Here is a 17,141-nt window from a genome sequence, read left to right on the forward strand (position 1 = left end):
ACATCCTCTTCTTCGTCGATGCCTTCGTCGATTCCCCCGTTGGCTCGCTACGCCCGCATCACCGGAACCGGCAGCAGCCTGCCCCCCCGCCGGCTCAGCAATGCTGACATGGTCAGCGAGTTGGCCTCGCGGGGTCTAGAGACCTCCAACGAATGGATCGTTGAGCGCACCGGCATCCAAGCGCGCCATTTTGCCGACGCCGGCACCTTTGCCAGCGATCTCGGCACCCAAGCGGCCCAGCACGCCATGGAAGCCGCGGGCATCACCGCCGCCGATGTCGATTTGCTGATCGTCGCGACCTCGACACCCGACATGGTGTTTCCGTCCACCGCGACCATCGTGCAGCGCAAGCTCGGCATCACCAACGGCTGCCCGGCTTTTGACATGCAGGCCGTTTGCTCAGGCTTCATTTATGCCCTGACCGTGGCTGACGCCATGATCCGTGCCGGCACCGTGCGCCACGCGCTGGTGATCGGCGCCGAAGTTTTTTCACGCATCCTCGATTTCAACGACCGCACCACTTGCGTGCTGTTCGGTGACGGCGCAGGCGCGGTGGTGCTTTCCGCCAGCGACACGCCAGGCATCGTCGCCACCGACATGCACGCCGACGGCCGTCATCTCGACATCCTCTGTGTGCCCGGGCATGTCTCGGGCGGCCAAGTCACGGGCGAGCCGCTCTTGCGCATGGACGGTCAAGCGGTGTTCAAGCTCGCTGTAGGCGTGCTCGAAGAAACCGCCCGTGCCGTGCTGGCCAAGGCGAATCGCACCGCCGCCGACATCGACTGGCTGATCCCGCATCAGGCCAACATCCGCATCATGAACAGCACCGCCCGCAAGCTGAAGCTGCCGATGGACAAGGTGATCGTCACCGTCGATCAGCACGGCAACACCTCTGCGGCGTCGATCCCCTTGGCGCTGGACCATGGCGTGCGCAGCGGCCGTGTGCAACGCGGCCAAACCCTGCTGCTCGAAGGCGTGGGGGGCGGCTTCACCTGGGGCGCTGTCCTGGTGGATTTCTGAGTTTCTTGACCATCGCTTGACCATTGCGCTACCGACCATGACAGCTTTTGCCGCTTTTGCGTTCGTTTTCCCCGGCCAGGGTTCGCAGTCGGTGGGCATGCTTTCGGCTTGGGGGGATCACCCCGCCGTGCGTGCCACCCTTGAAGAAGCCAGCCAAGCCCTCGGCGAGAACGTGGCCCAACTGATCGCTGAAGGCCCGAAAGAGTCGCTCGATCTGACCACCAACACCCAGCCCGTGATGCTGACCGCCGGCATCGCCAACTACCGCGCTTGGCTTGCTGAAGGCGGTCCGCTGCCCGCTGCCGTAGCCGGTCACTCGCTGGGTGAATACACCGCGCTGGTCGCCGCAGGTAGCTTGAGCTTGGCGGACGCGCTGCCCTTGGTGCGCCTGCGCGCCCAAGCCATGCAAGACGCCGTGCCGGTCGGCACCGGCGGCATGGCCGCCATCCTCGGTTTGGACGCTGCCACCGTGCGCGAAGGCTGCGCCAAGGCCATGGCTGAATCGGGCGAAGTGGTCGAAGCCGTCAACTTCAACGACCCCAAACAAATCGTCATTGCGGGCTCCAAGGCCGGTATCGAAGCGGGCTGCATCGTGCTGAAGGCGATGGGCGCCAAGCGCGCGCTGCCGCTGCCGGTGTCGGCACCCTTCCATTCCAGCCTGATGAAGCCAGCGGCTGAGCGCCTGCGTGAACGCCTTGTCAGCATCCAGATCAACACGCCGCAGATCCCGGTGGTGAACAACATCGACGTGGCGGTGCACACCGAGGCCGATGCCATTCGCGACGCGCTCTACCGCCAAGCCTTCGGCCCAGTGCGCTGGGTCGAAGTGATTCAGGCCCTCAAGGCACGCGGTCTGGGCACGATGCTTGAATGTGGTCCCGGCAAGGTGCTGGCCGGCATGGCCAAACGCATCGACGCCGAACTGACGTCCGCCACCATCTTTGATCCGGCCAGTTTGGCCGATGCCAAGGCGCTGCTCGCATGAATGCTCCCTCTCAACAAGTTGCCCTCGTCACCGGGGCCAGTCGCGGCATCGGTCGCGCCATCGCGCTGACCTTGGCCCGCAAAGGCTTCAAAGTCATCGGCACGGCCACCAGCGACAGCGGCTCAAGCGCCATCGGTGAAGCCCTGGCTGAATTCGGCGGCTTGGGCCTGACGCTCAACGTCACCGACGCTGCGGCCCTTGACGCTGCGATCGACGGTATCGTCAAGACGCACGGCGGCTTGCACGTGCTGGTCAACAACGCCGGCATCACCCGCGACACCTTGGCCATGCGCCTCAAGGACGACGACTGGGATGCGGTGATCGACACCAACCTCAAGTCAGTCTTCCGCGCCTGCCGTGCCGCGATCAAGCCGATGATGAAGCAGCGCTTTGGCCGCATCGTCAACATCACCTCCGTCGTCGGCGCCTCCGGCAATCCGGGTCAAGCCAACTACTGCGCCTCCAAGGCTGGGGTGGCGGGCATGACCCGCTCGCTGGCACGCGAACTCGGCAGCCGCAACATCACCGTCAACTGTGTCGCCCCGGGTTTCATCGCCACCGACATGACCGACGTTCTGCCCGAAGCCCAGAAAGCAGCGCTGACCGCGCAGATTCCCTTGGGCCGCTTGGGCAGTCCAGAGGACATCGCTGAGGCGGTCGCTTTTCTCACGGGACCGTCGGCGGGATACATCACGGGGACCGAACTGCATGTCAACGGCGGTATGTTCATGAACTGAACGGACCTCACTTCTCTTTGACTTGTTTCAAAGTTTGATCAGAAAACGCTTCAGGCCTGGCACCTTCTGATCAAACGTCAGGCGAACCCCCATTCAGGGTGGTTTCGCAGACACCGTAGAATCGCAGGCTGTTTTTCATTGCACCTCTTCATCCCGGAGCACCTCTCATGAGCGACATCGAAACACGCGTCAAGAAAATCATCGCCGAACAACTTGGTGTGGCAGAAGCCGAAGTCACCAACGCCAAGGCCTTCGTGGCCGACTTGGGCGCTGACTCGCTCGACACCGTGGAATTGGTGATGGCTCTCGAAGACGAATTCGAAATCGAAATTCCTGACGAAGAAGCTGAGAAGATCACCACGGTTCAACTCGCGATCGATTACGCCAAGACGCACGCCAAGCAGGACTAAGCGTCCTCTTTCTGCGCTCCTCGGGGCCGTCAAACGCCCCTGCCTTACCGCAAAGCACCCTAAGCATGACCCGTCGCCGCATCGTCGTGACCGGGCTTGGCCTTGTGACCCCAGTCGGGAACACAGTGGCGGAGTCGTGGTCCAACATCGTCGCAGGCCAGTCGGGCATCGATACGATCACTCGTTTCGACGCCTCTGATCTGGCTGTCCACTTCGCTGGTGAAGTCAAAGGCCTCAACCTTGACGACTACATCCCCGCCAAGGAAGCGCGCCACATGGATGCCTTCATCCATTACGGCATTGCAGCTGCCTTGCAAGCGGTGCGTGACGCGGGTCTGCCCACGGGCGATGCGCTGAGCGAGGAAGAAGCCGAGCGCATTGGCGTGATGGTGGGTTCGGGCATCGGCGGTTTGCCGCTGATCGAAAACACCCACAGCGAATACAAGGCCCGTGGCCCGCGCCGCATTTCGCCCTTCTTCGTCCCCGCATCGATCATCAACATGACCTCCGGTCATGTCTCGATCCTGTGTGGCTACAAAGGCCCGAACATCGGTGTGGTCACAGCCTGCACCACGGGCTTGCACAGCATCGGTCTGGCCGCTCGCTTGATCGAATACGGTGACGCCGACGTGATGGTCGCTGGGGGCTCGGAATCGACCCTCTCCGCCTTGGGCGTGGGCGGCTTTGCCTCGGCGCGCGCGCTTTCGACCCGCAACGATGACCCCAAGACCGCATCGCGCCCTTGGGACAAGGACCGGGACGGCTTCGTGTTGGGCGAAGGCGGTGGCGTCATGGTCATCGAAGAGTACGAACACGCCAAAAAGCGTGGCGCCAAGATCTATGCCGAGCTGTGTGGCTTTGGCATGACGGGCGATGCCTATCACATGACCGCCCCGAACGTGGACGGTCCGCGCCGCTCCATGCAAATGGCGCTGCGCAACGCCGGCATCAACGCCGATGCGGTGGACTACGTCAACGCTCACGGCACCTCGACGCCGCTGGGGGACTTGAACGAAACCAACGCCATCAAACTGGCGTTCGGTGATCACGCCAAGAAGTTGGTGGTGAATTCGACCAAGTCGATGACCGGTCACTTGCTGGGCGGTGCGGGTGGGATTGAATCGGTGTTCTCGGTGCTGGCCATCCATCACCAGATTTCGCCGCCGACCATCAACATCTTCAACCAAGATCCAGCCTGCGATCTCGATTACTGCGCCAACACCGCGCGTGAGATGAAGATCGACGTGGCCGTGAAAAACAACTTCGGCTTTGGTGGCACCAACGGCACGTTGGTGTTCCGTCGCATCTGAGTCCAGTGTTCTGAACCTTCTGAACCCGACGCGGCTCACCCCCGACGGCACCGGCTTCACGCTCGAAGTCGGTGCCGATTCTTTTTGGAGCTGGGCCTTGCGCCTGCTGTGGCTCAGCCTTGTTGCCGGCTTGATCGCCTGGATCCTCGGACACCGTGCGGCTGACAGCACCGTGGGCCTCGGTCTGCGCATCAGCGTCGGTCTCGGCGTCACGGTCGGCAGTGCTTGGTGGCTGCACCGAGAGCTTTGGCCGCGTCATAGCGAGCCCGCCCTCCAACTGCGTTGGCAATTGCGCTGGCAAGAGCGCGAACAGTACTGGTTCCTGCTGCCCCCGTCCACCATCACCTCCTCCACGGCCGCCATCCCCGGCCGCCTCAGCGTTCAGTTGGATCTGCAACGCTGGATGCTGCTGCGCTTTCAGCCCACGCCCACGAACAGAGGCGCGCCAACGCCATGGTTGGCGCTCTCGCAGCGTGACCTGCACACGCACTGGCACACCCTGCGCTGCGCTGTCCATGCCCACCCCCTTGTGTAATGCGAGGACCATCCCGATATGGTCAGGCGGTGTCAGTCACCTTTGGATCCCTTTGGAGGTTTTGTGATGCGTGTTCCTCATCTTTCGATGCCCACATCCCCAGCCCGTCGCTGGCTGTTTGCCGGGGCCGCCTTGGTCTGCACCGGAGCGTTGCTGACCCCGCTGCTCTCCCACCACACGGCCACAGCGGCGGGTGGCCCATCGGCCAGCACCGTGAGCACCAGCGGCGGCGGCAGTGCACCGCTGCTGGTCAAAGGCTTGCCGGACTTCACTGAACTGGTGGAGGTGGTGGGGCCGTCGGTGGTGAACATCCGCACCCGCGCCAAGGTGCAAACCCAGCACGGCGGCAACCCGGAGATGGACGAAGAGATGCAAGAGCTCTTCCGGCGCTTCTTTGGTGCCCCCCCCGGACAACCCGGATCGCCTGGGCAACGCCGGGGCCGCCCCGAAAGCCAACCCGAAAGCGTCCCCAGAGGCGTGGGCTCAGGCTTTGTGATGTCGGCCGATGGCTACGTCATGACCAACGCCCACGTGGTGGATGGCGCCGATGAGATCGTGGTGCGCTTGAACGACAAGCGCGAACTCAAGGCCCGCTTGGTCGGCGCCGACAAACGCACCGATGTGGCCCTGCTCAAGATCGAAGCCACGGGCCTGAGTGCGGTGCGCTTTGGTGAAGTCAGCCGACTCAAGGTGGGTGAATGGGTGATTGCCATCGGCTCACCCTTTGATCTGGACAACACCGTCACCGCCGGCATCGTCAGCGCCAAAGCGCGCGACACCGGCGAGATGCTGCCGTTCATCCAGACCGATGTGGCGATCAACCCCGGCAACTCGGGCGGCCCCTTGATCAACATGCGCGGCGAAGTGGTCGGCATCAACTCGCAGATCTACAGCCGCTCGGGCGGCTACATGGGCATCTCGTTCGCCATTCCGATCGACGAAGCCGCACGGGTGGTCGATCAGCTGCGCACCCGGGGCCATGTGGTGCGCGGTCGCATCGGCGTGCAGATCGGCGAGGTCAGTACCGATGTCGCTGAAACGCTTGGCTTGCCCAAAGGCACCGGTGGGGCCTTGGTGCGCTCGGTCGAAATCGGCAGTCCGGCTGACAAGGCCGGCATCGAAGCCGGTGACATCGTGATGCGCTTTGGCGACAAGCCGGTCGAGAAATGGAACGATCTGCCACGTCTGGTGGGCAACACCGCGCCGGGCACCTCGGCCCAAGTTCAAGTGCTGCGACGCGGCAAGACCCACGATCTGAAGCTCCATGTGGCCGAAATGGACGCCGAGGACCAAGCTCAACCGACACCGGATCAACCCACCCCGGCCGGCGAAACGGGAGCCATCGCCAAGGCCTTGGGACTGAGCCTGTCCAACCTGAATGAGGCGCAACGCAAGGAGCTCAAGCTCAGGGGCGGCGTGCGCATCACCCAAGCCCAAGGCGCAGCAGCCCGAGCCGGTCTGCGCGAAGACGACATCTTGCTGAGCGTGGCCGACGTGGAAGTGCGCGATACCGCGCAGCTCGAAACGCTTCTGAGCAAGGTGGATCGGCGCAAACCGCTCCAAGTGCTGTATCGCCGGGGGGTGTGGGCGCAGTACGCCGTGATCCGAGCTGAGCCTTGACCCCCTCGCTCAAGGAGATCGTCAGCCTGCACGGCAGGGGGCTTGGCTACAATGGCCGCCCCCACCCTCGATCCAGACCCGCCGCAGCGGGCCCGTCGCTTTCGCCGAGACCGACCCGACCTCCGGACGATCTCGGCCATTCATCGTTTCATGGACCACATCCGTAATTTTTCGATCATCGCTCACATCGACCACGGCAAGAGCACCTTGGCTGACCGCATCATTCAGCGCTGCGGTGGCCTGTCTGACCGTGAGATGGAAGCGCAGGTGCTTGACTCGATGGACATCGAGCGCGAGCGCGGCATCACCATCAAAGCCCAAACCGCCGCCCTGCAATACAAGGCACAAAACGGTCAGGTCTACAACCTCAACTTGATCGACACCCCGGGCCATGTGGACTTCTCGTACGAAGTCAGCCGCTCGCTCTCGGCCTGCGAAGGGGCGCTGTTGGTGGTGGATGCCAGCCAAGGCGTTGAAGCGCAGACGGTGGCCAACTGCTACACCGCGCTCGACTTGGGTGTGACGGTGGTGCCGGTCCTGAACAAGATGGATCTGCCCAACGCCGATCCCGACAACGCCAAGGCCGAGATTGAGGACGTGATCGGCATCGACGCCGACGACGCGATCCCTTGTTCGGCCAAGACCGGTATGGGCATCGACGAGATCATTGAGGCCGTCATCAGCCGCATGCCGCCGCCCAAAGGGGATCCGGACGGCCCGCCGCGCGCCATGATCATCGACTCATGGTTCGACAACTACGTCGGCGTGGTGATGCTGGTGCGCGTGGTCGATGGCTACCTGAAAAAAGGTGAGCGCATCCGCATGATGGCCTCCAACGCCATCTATCCGATCGAACACATGGGCGTGTTCACACCGAAGTCGGAAAACCGCGACATCCTCAAAGCCGGTGAAGTCGGCTTCATCATCGCCGGCATCAAAGAGCTGCAAGCCGCCAAGGTGGGCGACACGGTCACGCTGGAAAAGAAGCTGCCCAACAACGCCGGCCCCGCCCTTGACGCCCTGCCCGGCTTCAAGGAAATCCAGCCGCAGGTCTTTGCCGGTCTCTACCCGACCGAAGCCAGCGAATACGACCAGCTGCGCGACGCCCTCGAAAAGCTCAAGCTCAACGACTCCTCCCTGCGTTACGAGCCTGAAGTCTCGCAGGCGCTGGGCTTTGGCTTTCGCTGCGGCTTCTTGGGCTTGCTGCACATGGAAATCGTGCAGGAGCGTTTGGAGCGCGAATTCGATCAGGACCTGATCACCACCGCCCCCAGCGTGGTTTATGAGGTTGAGCTCAACGGCGGCGAGGTCATCGAGGTCGAAAACCCGAGCAAGATGCCCGAGCTTGGTCGCATCAACGAGATCCGCGAGCCGATCGTCACCGTGCATCTGTACATGCCGCAAGACTACGTCGGCCCGGTGATGACGCTGTGCAACCAAAAGCGCGGTGTGCAGCTCAACATGGCCTATCACGGCAAGCAGGTCATGCTGACCTATGAGCTGCCGCTGGCGGAGATCGTGCTCGATTTCTTCGACAAGCTGAAAAGCGTCTCGCGCGGCTACGCCTCGATGGACTACGAGTTCAAGGAATACCGCGCTGCGGATGTGGTGAAGGTCGATTTGCTGATCAACGGCGATCGCATCGATGCGCTCTCCATCATCGTTCACCGTGCTCAAAGCCAGTACCGAGGCCGGGCCGTGGCCGCCAAGATGCGCGAGCAAATCCCGCGTCAGATGTACGACGTGGCCATCCAAGCCGCCATCGGTGCCAACATCATTGCGCGCGAAAACATCAAAGCGCTGCGCAAAAACGTGCTGGCCAAGTGCTACGGCGGCGACATCAGCCGCAAGCGCAAGCTGCTTGAGAAGCAGAAAGCCGGCAAGAAACGCATGAAACAGATCGGCTCCGTCGAGGTGCCGCAAGAAGCCTTCCTCGCCATCCTCCAAGTCGATGACTGAATCCACCGAACGTTTTCTGAGCACCCTCACCGGGGTGCTTTATGCCTGCTTGGCGCTCTACGCGGGCGGCTGGTACATGGGCAAATGGAGCGGCAATTTCTCGCTGATGCTCTTCATTTTGGCCGTCGTGACCTCGCTGTACTGGATGGCCGAACGCCTCGTCTTTCAACCCAACCGTCGCGCAGCCGCTCAACGGCTGGAAAACGAAGCCGCACGGCGTCGCACCGAACTCAGCCGTCAAGGCATTGAGCGGGTCGAGGACGACGGTGCGGTGGAAGTGGCTCGCCAGAAAATCTTGGCCCAACCTTGGTGGCTGGATTGGACCGCAGGTCTGTTCCCGGTGATCGTGACGGTGTTTCTGTTGCGCTCCTTTCTGTTCGAGCCGTTCCGCATCCCCTCGGGCTCCATGATCCCAACGCTGGAAATCGGCGATCTGATCTTGGTGAACAAGTTTCACTACGGTCTGCGTCTGCCGGTGCTGAACAAGAAAATCATCGACAACCACACCCCGCAACGCGGCGATGTGATGGTGTTTCGCTATCCCCAAGATCCGAGCATCGACTTCATCAAGCGGGTCATCGGCGTGCCGGGTGACGAGATCACCTACAAGCAGCAACGCCTCTACGTCAACGGCCAAGAAGCCCCCCTCACGGCGCTGGAGGACTACTACGACGAAGACCGGCGCACCTACTCCAAGCAATTTCAAGAAACCTTGGAGCCGACGGGTCAACACCGTTTGCTGGTCGATCCGCAGCTGTCGTCGTTCTACCTGAGCCGCGCCCATCGTTTTCCCCAATCCGAAAACTGCCAGTACAACGCTGACGGCGTGACCTGCAAAGTTCCGGCAGGCCACTACTTCATGATGGGCGACAACCGCGACAACTCGGAAGACTCGCGCTTCTGGGGCTTTGTGCCGGACGAAAACATCGTGGGACGCGCTTTCTTTGTCTGGATGAACTTCGGCAATTTCAAACGCATCGGCCTCTTCCATTGACCCTTTGAGACTGGAGCCAGCTTCATGACGCCTTCCTCTTCACGTTCATCGCGCCGAGCCCAACAAGGCATCACCATGGTGGGCCTGCTGTTTTGGTCGGTGCTGATCGTTTTTGCAGCCGTCTTGCTGATCAAGACGGTTCCGGCTTATGTCGAGTTCGAATCGGTCAAAACCTTGGTCAATCAAACGGCCGTCAAGGGCGGCAACACCGTGCCAGAAATCAAAGCCAATTTCGAGCGCATGCGCAGCAATCAGGGCACGATTGATTCGATGAACTCGGGCAACTTGGACATCACCAAAGATAACGATCGCATCGTCATCAACTTCGCCTACGACAAGGAAATCCCCTTGTTCGGCCCGGTGTCCCTGCTGCTGAAATTTCGCGGGCGATCCCAGTGAGTGTCGTGAACAGTCCGTCGCCGCTATCGCTGGAGGCCTTCCAGCAACACTTGGGTCATCGCTTCAAGCAACAGACCTTGCTGGCGCAGGCCTTGACGCACCGCAGCTTCGGTTCGGATCACAACGAGCGGCTTGAGTTTCTGGGCGACGCGGTCCTGAACCTGATCGTCTCCGACTTGCTCTTTGGTCACTTCTCCAGCTCCCCCGAAGGGGATTTGACCCGCGTGCGGGCGCATCTGGTGCGCCAAGACATGCTGCACCGCGTCGCCTTGGGCTTGCAACTGCCCCGCATGCTGCGTCTGTCCGAAGGTGAAGCCCGTGGTGGTGGCGCGCAGCGGCCGTCCATCTTGGCCGATGCGGTCGAAGCGATCATCGGTGCGGTCTACTTGGACGGTGGCTTTGCAGCGGCCCATCCGCTGGTGTGGCAATGGTTCAAGCCCTTGATCACTGAAACAACCGCCAGCCAAACGTGGGCCAAAGACGCCAAAACCCAGCTCCAAGAGTGGCTGCAAGCGCGCCAGCAACCGGTGCCTGATTACCGGATCGATACCATCAAGGGCCGTGCCCACGACCAAACTTTTGTGGTCGCGTGCACCGTGCCCGCGTTGAACACCACCTGTACCGGCGAAGGCCGCTCACGCCGCGCCGCCGAACAAGAAGCCGCACGTGCGGTTTTGAACCATCTCGAAAAACATCCTTCCCATGCAAAACCCTGAGAACACCGAGGCACAACGTTGCGGCCTGATCGCCATCGTCGGTCGGCCCAACGTGGGCAAGTCCACCTTGCTCAACAGCTTGGTGGGCCAGAAGGTCAGCATCACCTCCAAAAAAGCGCAGACCACCCGGCACCGCATCACGGGCATTTACACCCAAGATGAGAGCCAGTTTGTTTTCGTCGATACCCCCGGTTTCCAAACGCGCCATACCGTGCGCGGCACCGCCGCCCTGAACCGCAACCTGAACAAGACCGTGCAGTCGGTCTTGGGCGACGTGGATGTGGTGCTCTTTTTGGTCGAAGCCAATCGCTTCGGCAACGATGACGCCAAGGTGCTGTCGCTGATTCCGCCCGGCAAGCCGGTGTTTTTGATCGCCAACAAGCTCGACACGCTGAACCGCCGCTCCGACTTGTTGCCGTGGCTGCAAACCATGCAAGCCAAACACCCGTTCACCGAGTTCGTGCCGCTCAGCGCCACCAAGCTCGACGACGTGCAGCGCCTGCTGGGCATCATCAAGCCTTACCTGCCCGAGCAGCCGTGGTTCTACGACGAAGACTCGCTCACCGACCGCACGGACCGCTTCTTGGCCTCGGAATTGATCCGCGAAAAGCTCTTCCGTCTGACCGGCGATGAGCTGCCCTACACCTCGACCGTCGTGATCGACAAGTTCGAGGAAGAAGGCAACCTGCGCCGCATCGCCGCCACCATCATCGTCGAGCGCGATTCGCACAAAGGCATCGTCATCGGCGAAAGCGGCGAGCGCCTCAAGCGCATCGGCACCGAAGCACGCACCGAGCTGGAGCGCCTCATGGAAGCCAAGGTCTTCCTCGAAATCTGGGTCAAGGTCCGCTCAGGCTGGGCCGACGACGAACAGCGCCTCAAGAGCTACGGCTACGAGTGACAGCGACGATTGAGGGGCTTGGCGAAGGCTGAGAAAGGGCAACCATGCGGCGCAGTTCGGCAGCTCCTCTCAACGCCTTTGTGCTCCATCGCCACGACTGGAGCGAATCGAGCCTGATCCTCGATGTGCTCACCCGCGAGCAGGGCCGGATCGTCTTGGTGGCCAAAGGGGCCAAGCGCCCGCACTCGCAGCTGCGCTCAATCTTGCTGCCTTTTCAGCGCCTGCACCTGCACCTCACGCACAAGCGCGCTGAGTCTGAAAGCGAGATCCACGTCTTGCGCAGCGCCGAATGGTGCGGCGGCCACACCCTGCCGCCTGCCGCCACGCTGCTGTCGGGCTACTACCTCAACGAGCTGCTGATCTTGGCCCTGCCCCGCCAAGACGCCCATCCGCTGCTTTTTGACGCCTACGCCGACACCCTGCTCGCCCTGCAAGCCAGCCCACCATCCACCCATACAACGGGTATGGCGGGTACGGCGGGCACGGCCGCCACCTTGCGCGCCTTTGAGTTGCTGTTGCTCCAAGCCATGGGCGTGCTGCCCGAGCTGGGTCACATCACCGCCACCCAAGAAGCGGTCGAGCCCGAGCAACACTATCGCCTTGAACCCAAAAGCGGCCTGTGCCGCTTGGGCGAACGTGCCCCCGTGCACGACGGCCTGAGCGGGCGCGCCTTGTTGGCGATCCAAGCCGCGCTTGATCAAGGTGACGGCGCAGCACTGCGCCAGCAATGTCAGCCGGTGCTGACAGCGATCCGGCCGCAACTGCGCGCAGCACTTCACTATCATCTCGGCACCACCACCCTGCGCACCCGCCAGTTGATGGTGGACGTCCAACAACTGCTTGATTGAAACCTCCGGATGAATCCTCTCGTCGCTCCCGAGCCCCATGTCCCCAGCCAGCGCACGGCCCTGTCCGTCAACCTGAACAAGGTCGCCCTGCTGCGCAACACCCGTCATTTGGGCATCCCGAGCGTCACCCGTGCCGCGCGCTTCGTGCTCGAAGCCGGGGCCCAAGGCATCACGGTGCATCCACGCCCCGACGAGCGCCATATCCGCGCGGGCGATGTCACCGACTTGGCCGAGCTGCTCAAAGGCTGGCCGCAGGTCGAATACAACATCGAAGGCAACCCGTTTCACAACCTGATGGACGTGATCCGCGCCGTGCGGCCCCATCAAGCCACCTTCGTGCCCGATTCGGTCGGGCAGTTCACCTCGGATCACGGCTGGAACTTTCCGGCCGACTTCGAGCGCCTTGCCCCCGTCGTGGCCGAGACCCGCGCTTTGGGCGTGCGCGTCAGCCTGTTCATGGACCCCCTCCCCGAGCAAATGCGCGCCGCGCGTGAAGTCGGGGCCGACCGCGTCGAGCTCTACACCGAGGCCTACGCCAGCGCTTGGGGCACGCCGCAGCAAGCCGACGTGCTGGCCCGCTACCGCGCTGCCGCCGAAGCCGCACTGGCCGTGGGGCTGGAGCTGAACGCCGGCCACGATCTGAACCGCGACAACCTCGCCGATTTCCTGCGCAGTGTCCCCGGCGTGCGCGAAGTCTCCATCGGCCACGCCCTGATCGCCGACGCGCTCGAACTCGGCTACGTTGAGACCATCAGCGACTACCAACGCTGCATCCAGCGCGCCTTTGCGCCGCGCTGATCGATCACCTTTTGCCCGTTCCGGCTAGGCCTCTCTTTGGCCCGTTCGCCTTTTGCCCGTTCGGGCTGAGCTTGTCGAAGCCCAACCTGCTTGGCACACCGTCCCTTCGACAAGCTCAGGGCGAACGGGTCCATGTGGGCGGGCTCCCCTCGCCCGCGACTGCGGGAGAGGGGCCGGGGGTGAGGGCCATCTCAAAAATCAAAACACTGACGGGCACGCAACCCACACCACCGCACTACGGCCCCGCGACAAGGCGGACGTAGTAGCCGTAGTAGCGGTTGACGTAGTTGACGTAGCCGTAGCCGAAATAGACGTACCAGGCGACGGACGGGGAACCCACCACCGGGGACGAGGTCCAGCCCCACCACGCGATATCGTCCGCACCGAACCAAGTCGTCATGAAAGCGCCCGGCGTGGGGTTGGCTGCCGCGTAGGCCGGGTCGTTCACCAAGGCCGTGCCTTCATCCACCGTCGGCAGCCGGCCCGGCTTGCCGCACACGCTGCCCGTCACCGCACTGGCGTCATACGCGCTGCCATCGCCAAAGTTCGTATAGCCCGTGCAGGTCAGCGTGGGATCCCACGCACACGGATGTGCCGGTGTCTGCCGCGTCACATGCGCCTCCCACAACAAGCCTGTGGCGTTGTGGCGCACGCAGGACCAGGTGGGGGCGTCAGAGGGCAGGTCTTGGCCGGAGGCGGAGATTTTGGTGAAGCCGGTGCCAATACGAACACTTGTCTGAACATCCCAAGTACCTGGCTCCGTTTGAGTAATTTTGGGCGAATTATTGGGGTATGCATTGCCCGCCACATTCACCACACCGTTCAATGAATCCTGCACCCGATGAACCCCACTGACCTTGACATGCACCGTTGCCGCAGCGCTACTGGCGCTGCTGGGCGGCATGGCCGACGCCGCCAATAGAACATCCCCACCGTCAGACTTCAAACCAGCCTTGCTGGCCAGATCATTGTTCGGGCTGAATATGGCACCCACAGGTGAAGTCACCAGCCCAAGACCGGACAATGGATAATCAGGAAACACCGACGATCCGCTGGTAAAAACTCCCGACAACAACGCATCATCAAGGGTCACATCCACCTTGACGACCGGAGTGTTTGAGTAGCCTATGATCGGCGCATACTCAAAATTGGTCCCTTGGGCAGTCACAGGCAGAAAATAATCAAGCAACCGATCCACTTTATGTTTTTTTCTGCGCACCAGAATTTCCTGATTGGCCGAATCAAAAACACCCACATGGATGAACCTGGAATTATTGATGTTATCCAATGCATCCCCAGATTTTAATACCGCACTCAGGCTCAGCCCCGTCGAGGGGAGGGGCTGCTGAGTCTGTGCATCCGACAAAACCACACTCCCCAACGACGCCAAGCCATTGAGAATCGGGTTCAGCGTATTGACAGAAGCAACAGCCGCCGAGAATCCGTACTCGAAATGCAGATGAGGTTTACCAGTTGCAGCCGACCCGCTATCCCCAGTCTGCGCCACAACATCCCCTTGGGACACCATGTAGTCCGGCGTAGCACACTGGCTGGGTTTCCATTGATAGACCGATTCATTGTTTGTATTCTTCGGCACGTTCAAGACAGAACCAGGCACCAGATGCAGATATCTGGACCACGTATCATCAAAATGCCGAATGATCAGAACCTGCCCCGATTTATTGAGGATATGGGCACTTTCAATATATCCGCTTCGCACCGCTTTTGTCGGCGAACCGACCGCAGACCTGAAATCAACCCCGGCATGAAAAACCGTTGTGTGCCCGGCGGTTTCAGCATAGGGCCCAATGACTTTGAGTTGCCCACCCAACGGAGAAACCAGACTTGTTCCAGAATCAGGCGGAACACAGATGTAGTATTTTTTCTTGTACAGTTTAGGCACGGTCGGTGCCGCACAAGTGCAACTGGCTATTGTTGCGGCTTGAACATGTTTTCGAGTGCTCATCGCCTGGATCGTCGCCCCCGACCCATCATCCACCATGATCTTGAAAACGGCTTCCAATGAACCATTTTGCGTCGATGAAAATGATTCCAGAGGAATTGTGGCTTTTAGGATATTTCTTGATCCGTCAAAAACCGCAGGGATACTCTCGACACTATCCACCGATTCACCGGACTCATCGTCATCGGATTGATACCGATTGATATAAACCAGAGACACATCTGTGCCAGACTTAATCGCCGCAGCCATCGGGGCCGACACGGAAACAGTGAGATCCATCCCGCCCGATGCCGACGCAGGACTCGACGCCATGCGTACCTTGTATTCCGACGCATCAAGTTGAGCCGTCGGTCCCGCCACTGCAGCCGATTCCTGAAAGACAGCATGCAAGGTGGGATCAGATGTTTTCTCAAGCGTCACCGCCACCGGATTTACAAAAGTGCCCGATGCAATCGCAACCGTGGCACCCCAGATTGAGACCGTACCGCCACTGCCTGAAATAGGCTTTGATGACGAGGTCGTGCCCTCTCCTGAACCACCACCACCACCGTTGCTACATCCAGCCAAGGCCAACACCGCCACCACCATCCACGTCCATTGCCGTCCCATACGCCCCCGCAGATACAAATTGCAACAATGTGTCGCAATCTACGGCTTCAGGCGTTCGACGTCAAGCGCTGGCCCTCACCCCAACAACCCCTCTCCCACAGCCGTGGGCGAGGGGCTTGATCCGTGCAACCCGTTCCCCTTTTGCCCGTTCGCCCTGAGCCCGGTCGAAGGGCCGGTGTGCCAAGCAGGCTGGGCTTCGACAAGCTCAGTCCGAACGGTGGTGTGGTTCTCAGGCCCTTCGACAAGCTCAGGGCGAACGGGTCATGGGACGCCCCTCGCCCGCAGGGCGGGATAGGGACCGGGGGTGAGGGCCTGAATGCTCGGTTCGAGGCGGTCACAATCCGCTGTTTTTCGGTTGACAATCCCTTCCCTGATTCAGGAAGACGCAAGGCTCCATGATTTACGGCATCGGTACCGACATCTGCGACATTCGCCGCATCCGCGCCACGCTGGAACGCAAGGGCGACCGCTTCGCCGAGAAGGTGCTGGGTGCCACCGAGCTGCGCGTGTTCCAGTACCGCCGCCACCGTTCCGAAAGCCGGGGCATCGCCTATCTGGCGACCCGTTTTTCGGCCAAAGAAGCTTTTTCCAAGGCGATTGGCATGGGTCTGCACATGCCCATGACTTGGCGCAGCTGTGAAATCTTGAATCACCCGAGCGGCCAGCCGTTCATCCGACTGCACGGCGAGCTCGCCGCTTGGTTCGACGCCCGTCGTTTAAGCGCCCATGTCACGCTCAGCGACGAAAGCGAACAAGCCGTCAGCTTCGTCGTCGTTGAAACCCTTTCTGCCCCCCGCGCACCATGACCCACGCACCCGTCATCCTCGATATCGCTGGCACCACGCTCAACGCCGACGACCGCCGTCGCTTGGCGCATCCGCTGACTGGCGGCTTGATTTTGTTTGCGCGCAACTGGCACGACCGCGCCCAACTCGCGGCCCTCACGGCCGAGATCAAAGCGATCCGCACCGATTTGCTGATCTGCGTCGATCACGAAGGCGGGCGCGTGCAGCGCTTTCGCACCGACGGCTTCACCCATCTGCCCGCCATGCGCGCCTTGGGCGAGCTGTGGATGAAGGACGGCCGCAAGGGCGAAGGCAGTGGCGCGCTGGCCGCCAGCAACGCCGCCTCGGCGGCTGGTTATGTCTTGGGCGCCGAGCTGCGCGCCTGCGGTGTGGACCTGAGCTTCACCCCGGTGCTGGATCTGGATCACGGCAGCAGCCAAGTCATCGGCGACCGCGCTTTCCACCGTGACGCCCGCGTCACCACCGTGCTGGCCAAGAGCCTGATGCACGGTCTGCTGCTGGCGGGCATGGCCAACTGCGGCAAGCACTTCC

17 protein-coding genes are annotated in these 17,141 nt (G+C 61.7%); 16 read left to right on the forward strand and 1 reads right to left on the reverse strand.

Annotation, left to right across the window (positions count from 1 at the left end; all coding sequences use genetic code 11):
- The first annotated feature begins 39 nt into the window (after nucleotides 1-39).
- The 14 genes from AB3X39_RS11610 to AB3X39_RS11675 all read left to right on the forward strand — a co-directional run bounded on the left by AB3X39_RS11610 (nucleotide 40) and on the right by AB3X39_RS11675 (nucleotide 13,232).
- On the forward strand, nucleotides 40-1,020 hold the full coding sequence (locus tag AB3X39_RS11610) for a beta-ketoacyl-ACP synthase III (RefSeq protein WP_369417565.1): 981 nt from the start codon (nucleotides 40-42) through the stop codon (nucleotides 1,018-1,020).
- Nucleotides 1,021-1,057: 37 nt separating this feature from the next.
- Entirely contained in the window at nucleotides 1,058-2,005 is a 948-nt protein-coding gene (gene fabD / locus AB3X39_RS11615) for an ACP S-malonyltransferase (protein ID WP_369417548.1), read from the forward strand.
- A complete protein-coding gene (fabG, locus tag AB3X39_RS11620) occupies nucleotides 2,002-2,742 on the forward strand; it encodes a 3-oxoacyl-ACP reductase FabG (protein WP_369417549.1) in 741 nt (246 codons plus the stop codon). The genes fabD and fabG overlap by 4 nt, the downstream gene beginning before the upstream one ends.
- A 167-nt stretch (nucleotides 2,743-2,909) precedes the next feature.
- On the forward strand, nucleotides 2,910-3,152 hold the full coding sequence (gene acpP / locus AB3X39_RS11625) for an acyl carrier protein (RefSeq protein WP_369417550.1): 243 nt from the start codon (nucleotides 2,910-2,912) through the stop codon (nucleotides 3,150-3,152).
- A 65-nt stretch (nucleotides 3,153-3,217) separates the two neighbouring features.
- Nucleotides 3,218-4,462 (forward strand): beta-ketoacyl-ACP synthase II, encoded by a 1,245-nt coding sequence (fabF, locus tag AB3X39_RS11630; protein WP_369417551.1) that lies wholly within the window; start codon nucleotides 3,218-3,220, stop codon nucleotides 4,460-4,462.
- A 97-nt stretch (nucleotides 4,463-4,559) separates the two neighbouring features.
- Complete coding sequence (locus tag AB3X39_RS11635) at nucleotides 4,560-4,997, forward strand: hypothetical protein (protein ID WP_369417552.1); 438 nt, start codon at nucleotides 4,560-4,562, stop codon at nucleotides 4,995-4,997.
- Between the two features lie 66 nt (nucleotides 4,998-5,063).
- Nucleotides 5,064-6,617: a Do family serine endopeptidase gene (locus AB3X39_RS11640; RefSeq protein ID WP_369417553.1), complete on the forward strand. Its 1,554-nt coding sequence runs from the start codon at nucleotides 5,064-5,066 to the stop codon at nucleotides 6,615-6,617.
- 150 nt (nucleotides 6,618-6,767) lie between these two features.
- A complete protein-coding gene (gene lepA / locus AB3X39_RS11645) occupies nucleotides 6,768-8,576 on the forward strand; it encodes a translation elongation factor 4 (protein ID WP_369417554.1) in 1,809 nt (602 codons plus the stop codon).
- Nucleotides 8,569-9,570, forward strand: coding sequence for a signal peptidase I (gene lepB, locus AB3X39_RS11650; RefSeq protein WP_369417555.1), 1,002 nt, complete (start codon nucleotides 8,569-8,571; stop codon nucleotides 9,568-9,570). Before lepA ends, lepB begins: the two co-directional genes overlap by 8 nt.
- A gap of 24 nt (nucleotides 9,571-9,594) precedes the next feature.
- A complete protein-coding gene (locus AB3X39_RS11655; protein ID WP_369417556.1) occupies nucleotides 9,595-9,969 on the forward strand; it encodes a DUF4845 domain-containing protein in 375 nt (124 codons plus the stop codon).
- Nucleotides 9,970-9,974: 5 nt separating this feature from the next.
- The gene (gene rnc / locus AB3X39_RS11660) at nucleotides 9,975-10,685 is read left to right on the forward strand and encodes a ribonuclease III (RefSeq protein WP_369417557.1); all 711 of its coding nucleotides are present in this window, start codon (nucleotides 9,975-9,977) and stop codon (nucleotides 10,683-10,685) included.
- A complete protein-coding gene (gene era, locus AB3X39_RS11665; protein WP_369417558.1) occupies nucleotides 10,672-11,586 on the forward strand; it encodes a GTPase Era in 915 nt (304 codons plus the stop codon). The genes rnc and era overlap by 14 nt, the downstream gene beginning before the upstream one ends.
- A 44-nt stretch (nucleotides 11,587-11,630) precedes the next feature.
- Nucleotides 11,631-12,434 (forward strand): DNA repair protein RecO, encoded by an 804-nt coding sequence (gene recO / locus AB3X39_RS11670; RefSeq protein WP_369417559.1) that lies wholly within the window; start codon nucleotides 11,631-11,633, stop codon nucleotides 12,432-12,434.
- Between the two features lie 9 nt (nucleotides 12,435-12,443).
- Nucleotides 12,444-13,232, forward strand: a complete 789-nt coding sequence (locus AB3X39_RS11675; RefSeq protein ID WP_369417560.1) for a pyridoxine 5'-phosphate synthase — start codon at nucleotides 12,444-12,446, stop codon at nucleotides 13,230-13,232.
- Nucleotides 13,233-13,467: 235 nt separating this feature from the next.
- Here the strand turns inward: AB3X39_RS11675 and AB3X39_RS11680 are convergent, their stop codons facing one another.
- Nucleotides 13,468-15,804, reverse strand: coding sequence for an Lcl domain-containing protein (locus AB3X39_RS11680; RefSeq protein ID WP_369417561.1), 2,337 nt, complete (start codon nucleotides 15,802-15,804; stop codon nucleotides 13,468-13,470).
- 395 nt (nucleotides 15,805-16,199) lie between these two features.
- Here AB3X39_RS11680 and acpS point away from each other — a divergent pair, with 395 nt between their 5' ends.
- Together acpS and nagZ are read left to right on the forward strand one after the other, a co-directional pair.
- Nucleotides 16,200-16,610: a holo-ACP synthase gene (gene acpS / locus AB3X39_RS11685; protein ID WP_369417562.1), complete on the forward strand. Its 411-nt coding sequence runs from the start codon at nucleotides 16,200-16,202 to the stop codon at nucleotides 16,608-16,610.
- On the forward strand, nucleotides 16,607-17,141 hold a 535-nt coding region (gene nagZ, locus AB3X39_RS11690; protein ID WP_369417563.1), incomplete at its 3' end, for a beta-N-acetylhexosaminidase. The genes acpS and nagZ, both read left to right, overlap by 4 nt.

Origin of the sequence: Leptothrix ochracea (assembly GCF_041083635.1) — a bacterium.
Classification (GTDB): Bacteria; Pseudomonadota; Gammaproteobacteria; order Burkholderiales; family Burkholderiaceae_C; genus Sphaerotilus; species Sphaerotilus ochraceus.

Coding starts and splice junctions, on each gene's coding strand:
- lepA (WP_369417554.1), top strand. CDS start 6,768: ATGGACCACATCCGTAATTTTTCGATCATCGCTCACATCGACCACGGC.
- AB3X39_RS11655 (WP_369417556.1), top strand. CDS start 9,595: ATGACGCCTTCCTCTTCACGTTCATCGCGCCGAGCCCAACAAGGCATC.
- AB3X39_RS11640 (WP_369417553.1), top strand. CDS start 5,064: ATGCGTGTTCCTCATCTTTCGATGCCCACATCCCCAGCCCGTCGCTGG.
- era (WP_369417558.1), top strand. CDS start 10,672: ATGCAAAACCCTGAGAACACCGAGGCACAACGTTGCGGCCTGATCGCC.
- recO (WP_369417559.1), top strand. CDS start 11,631: ATGCGGCGCAGTTCGGCAGCTCCTCTCAACGCCTTTGTGCTCCATCGC.
- acpP (WP_369417550.1), top strand. CDS start 2,910: ATGAGCGACATCGAAACACGCGTCAAGAAAATCATCGCCGAACAACTT.
- lepB (WP_369417555.1), top strand. CDS start 8,569: ATGACTGAATCCACCGAACGTTTTCTGAGCACCCTCACCGGGGTGCTT.
- fabF (WP_369417551.1), top strand. CDS start 3,218: ATGACCCGTCGCCGCATCGTCGTGACCGGGCTTGGCCTTGTGACCCCA.
- acpS (WP_369417562.1), top strand. CDS start 16,200: ATGATTTACGGCATCGGTACCGACATCTGCGACATTCGCCGCATCCGC.
- AB3X39_RS11680 (WP_369417561.1), bottom strand. CDS start 15,804: ATGGGACGGCAATGGACGTGGATGGTGGTGGCGGTGTTGGCCTTGGCT.
- fabG (WP_369417549.1), top strand. CDS start 2,002: ATGAATGCTCCCTCTCAACAAGTTGCCCTCGTCACCGGGGCCAGTCGC.
- AB3X39_RS11675 (WP_369417560.1), top strand. CDS start 12,444: ATGAATCCTCTCGTCGCTCCCGAGCCCCATGTCCCCAGCCAGCGCACG.
- fabD (WP_369417548.1), top strand. CDS start 1,058: ATGACAGCTTTTGCCGCTTTTGCGTTCGTTTTCCCCGGCCAGGGTTCG.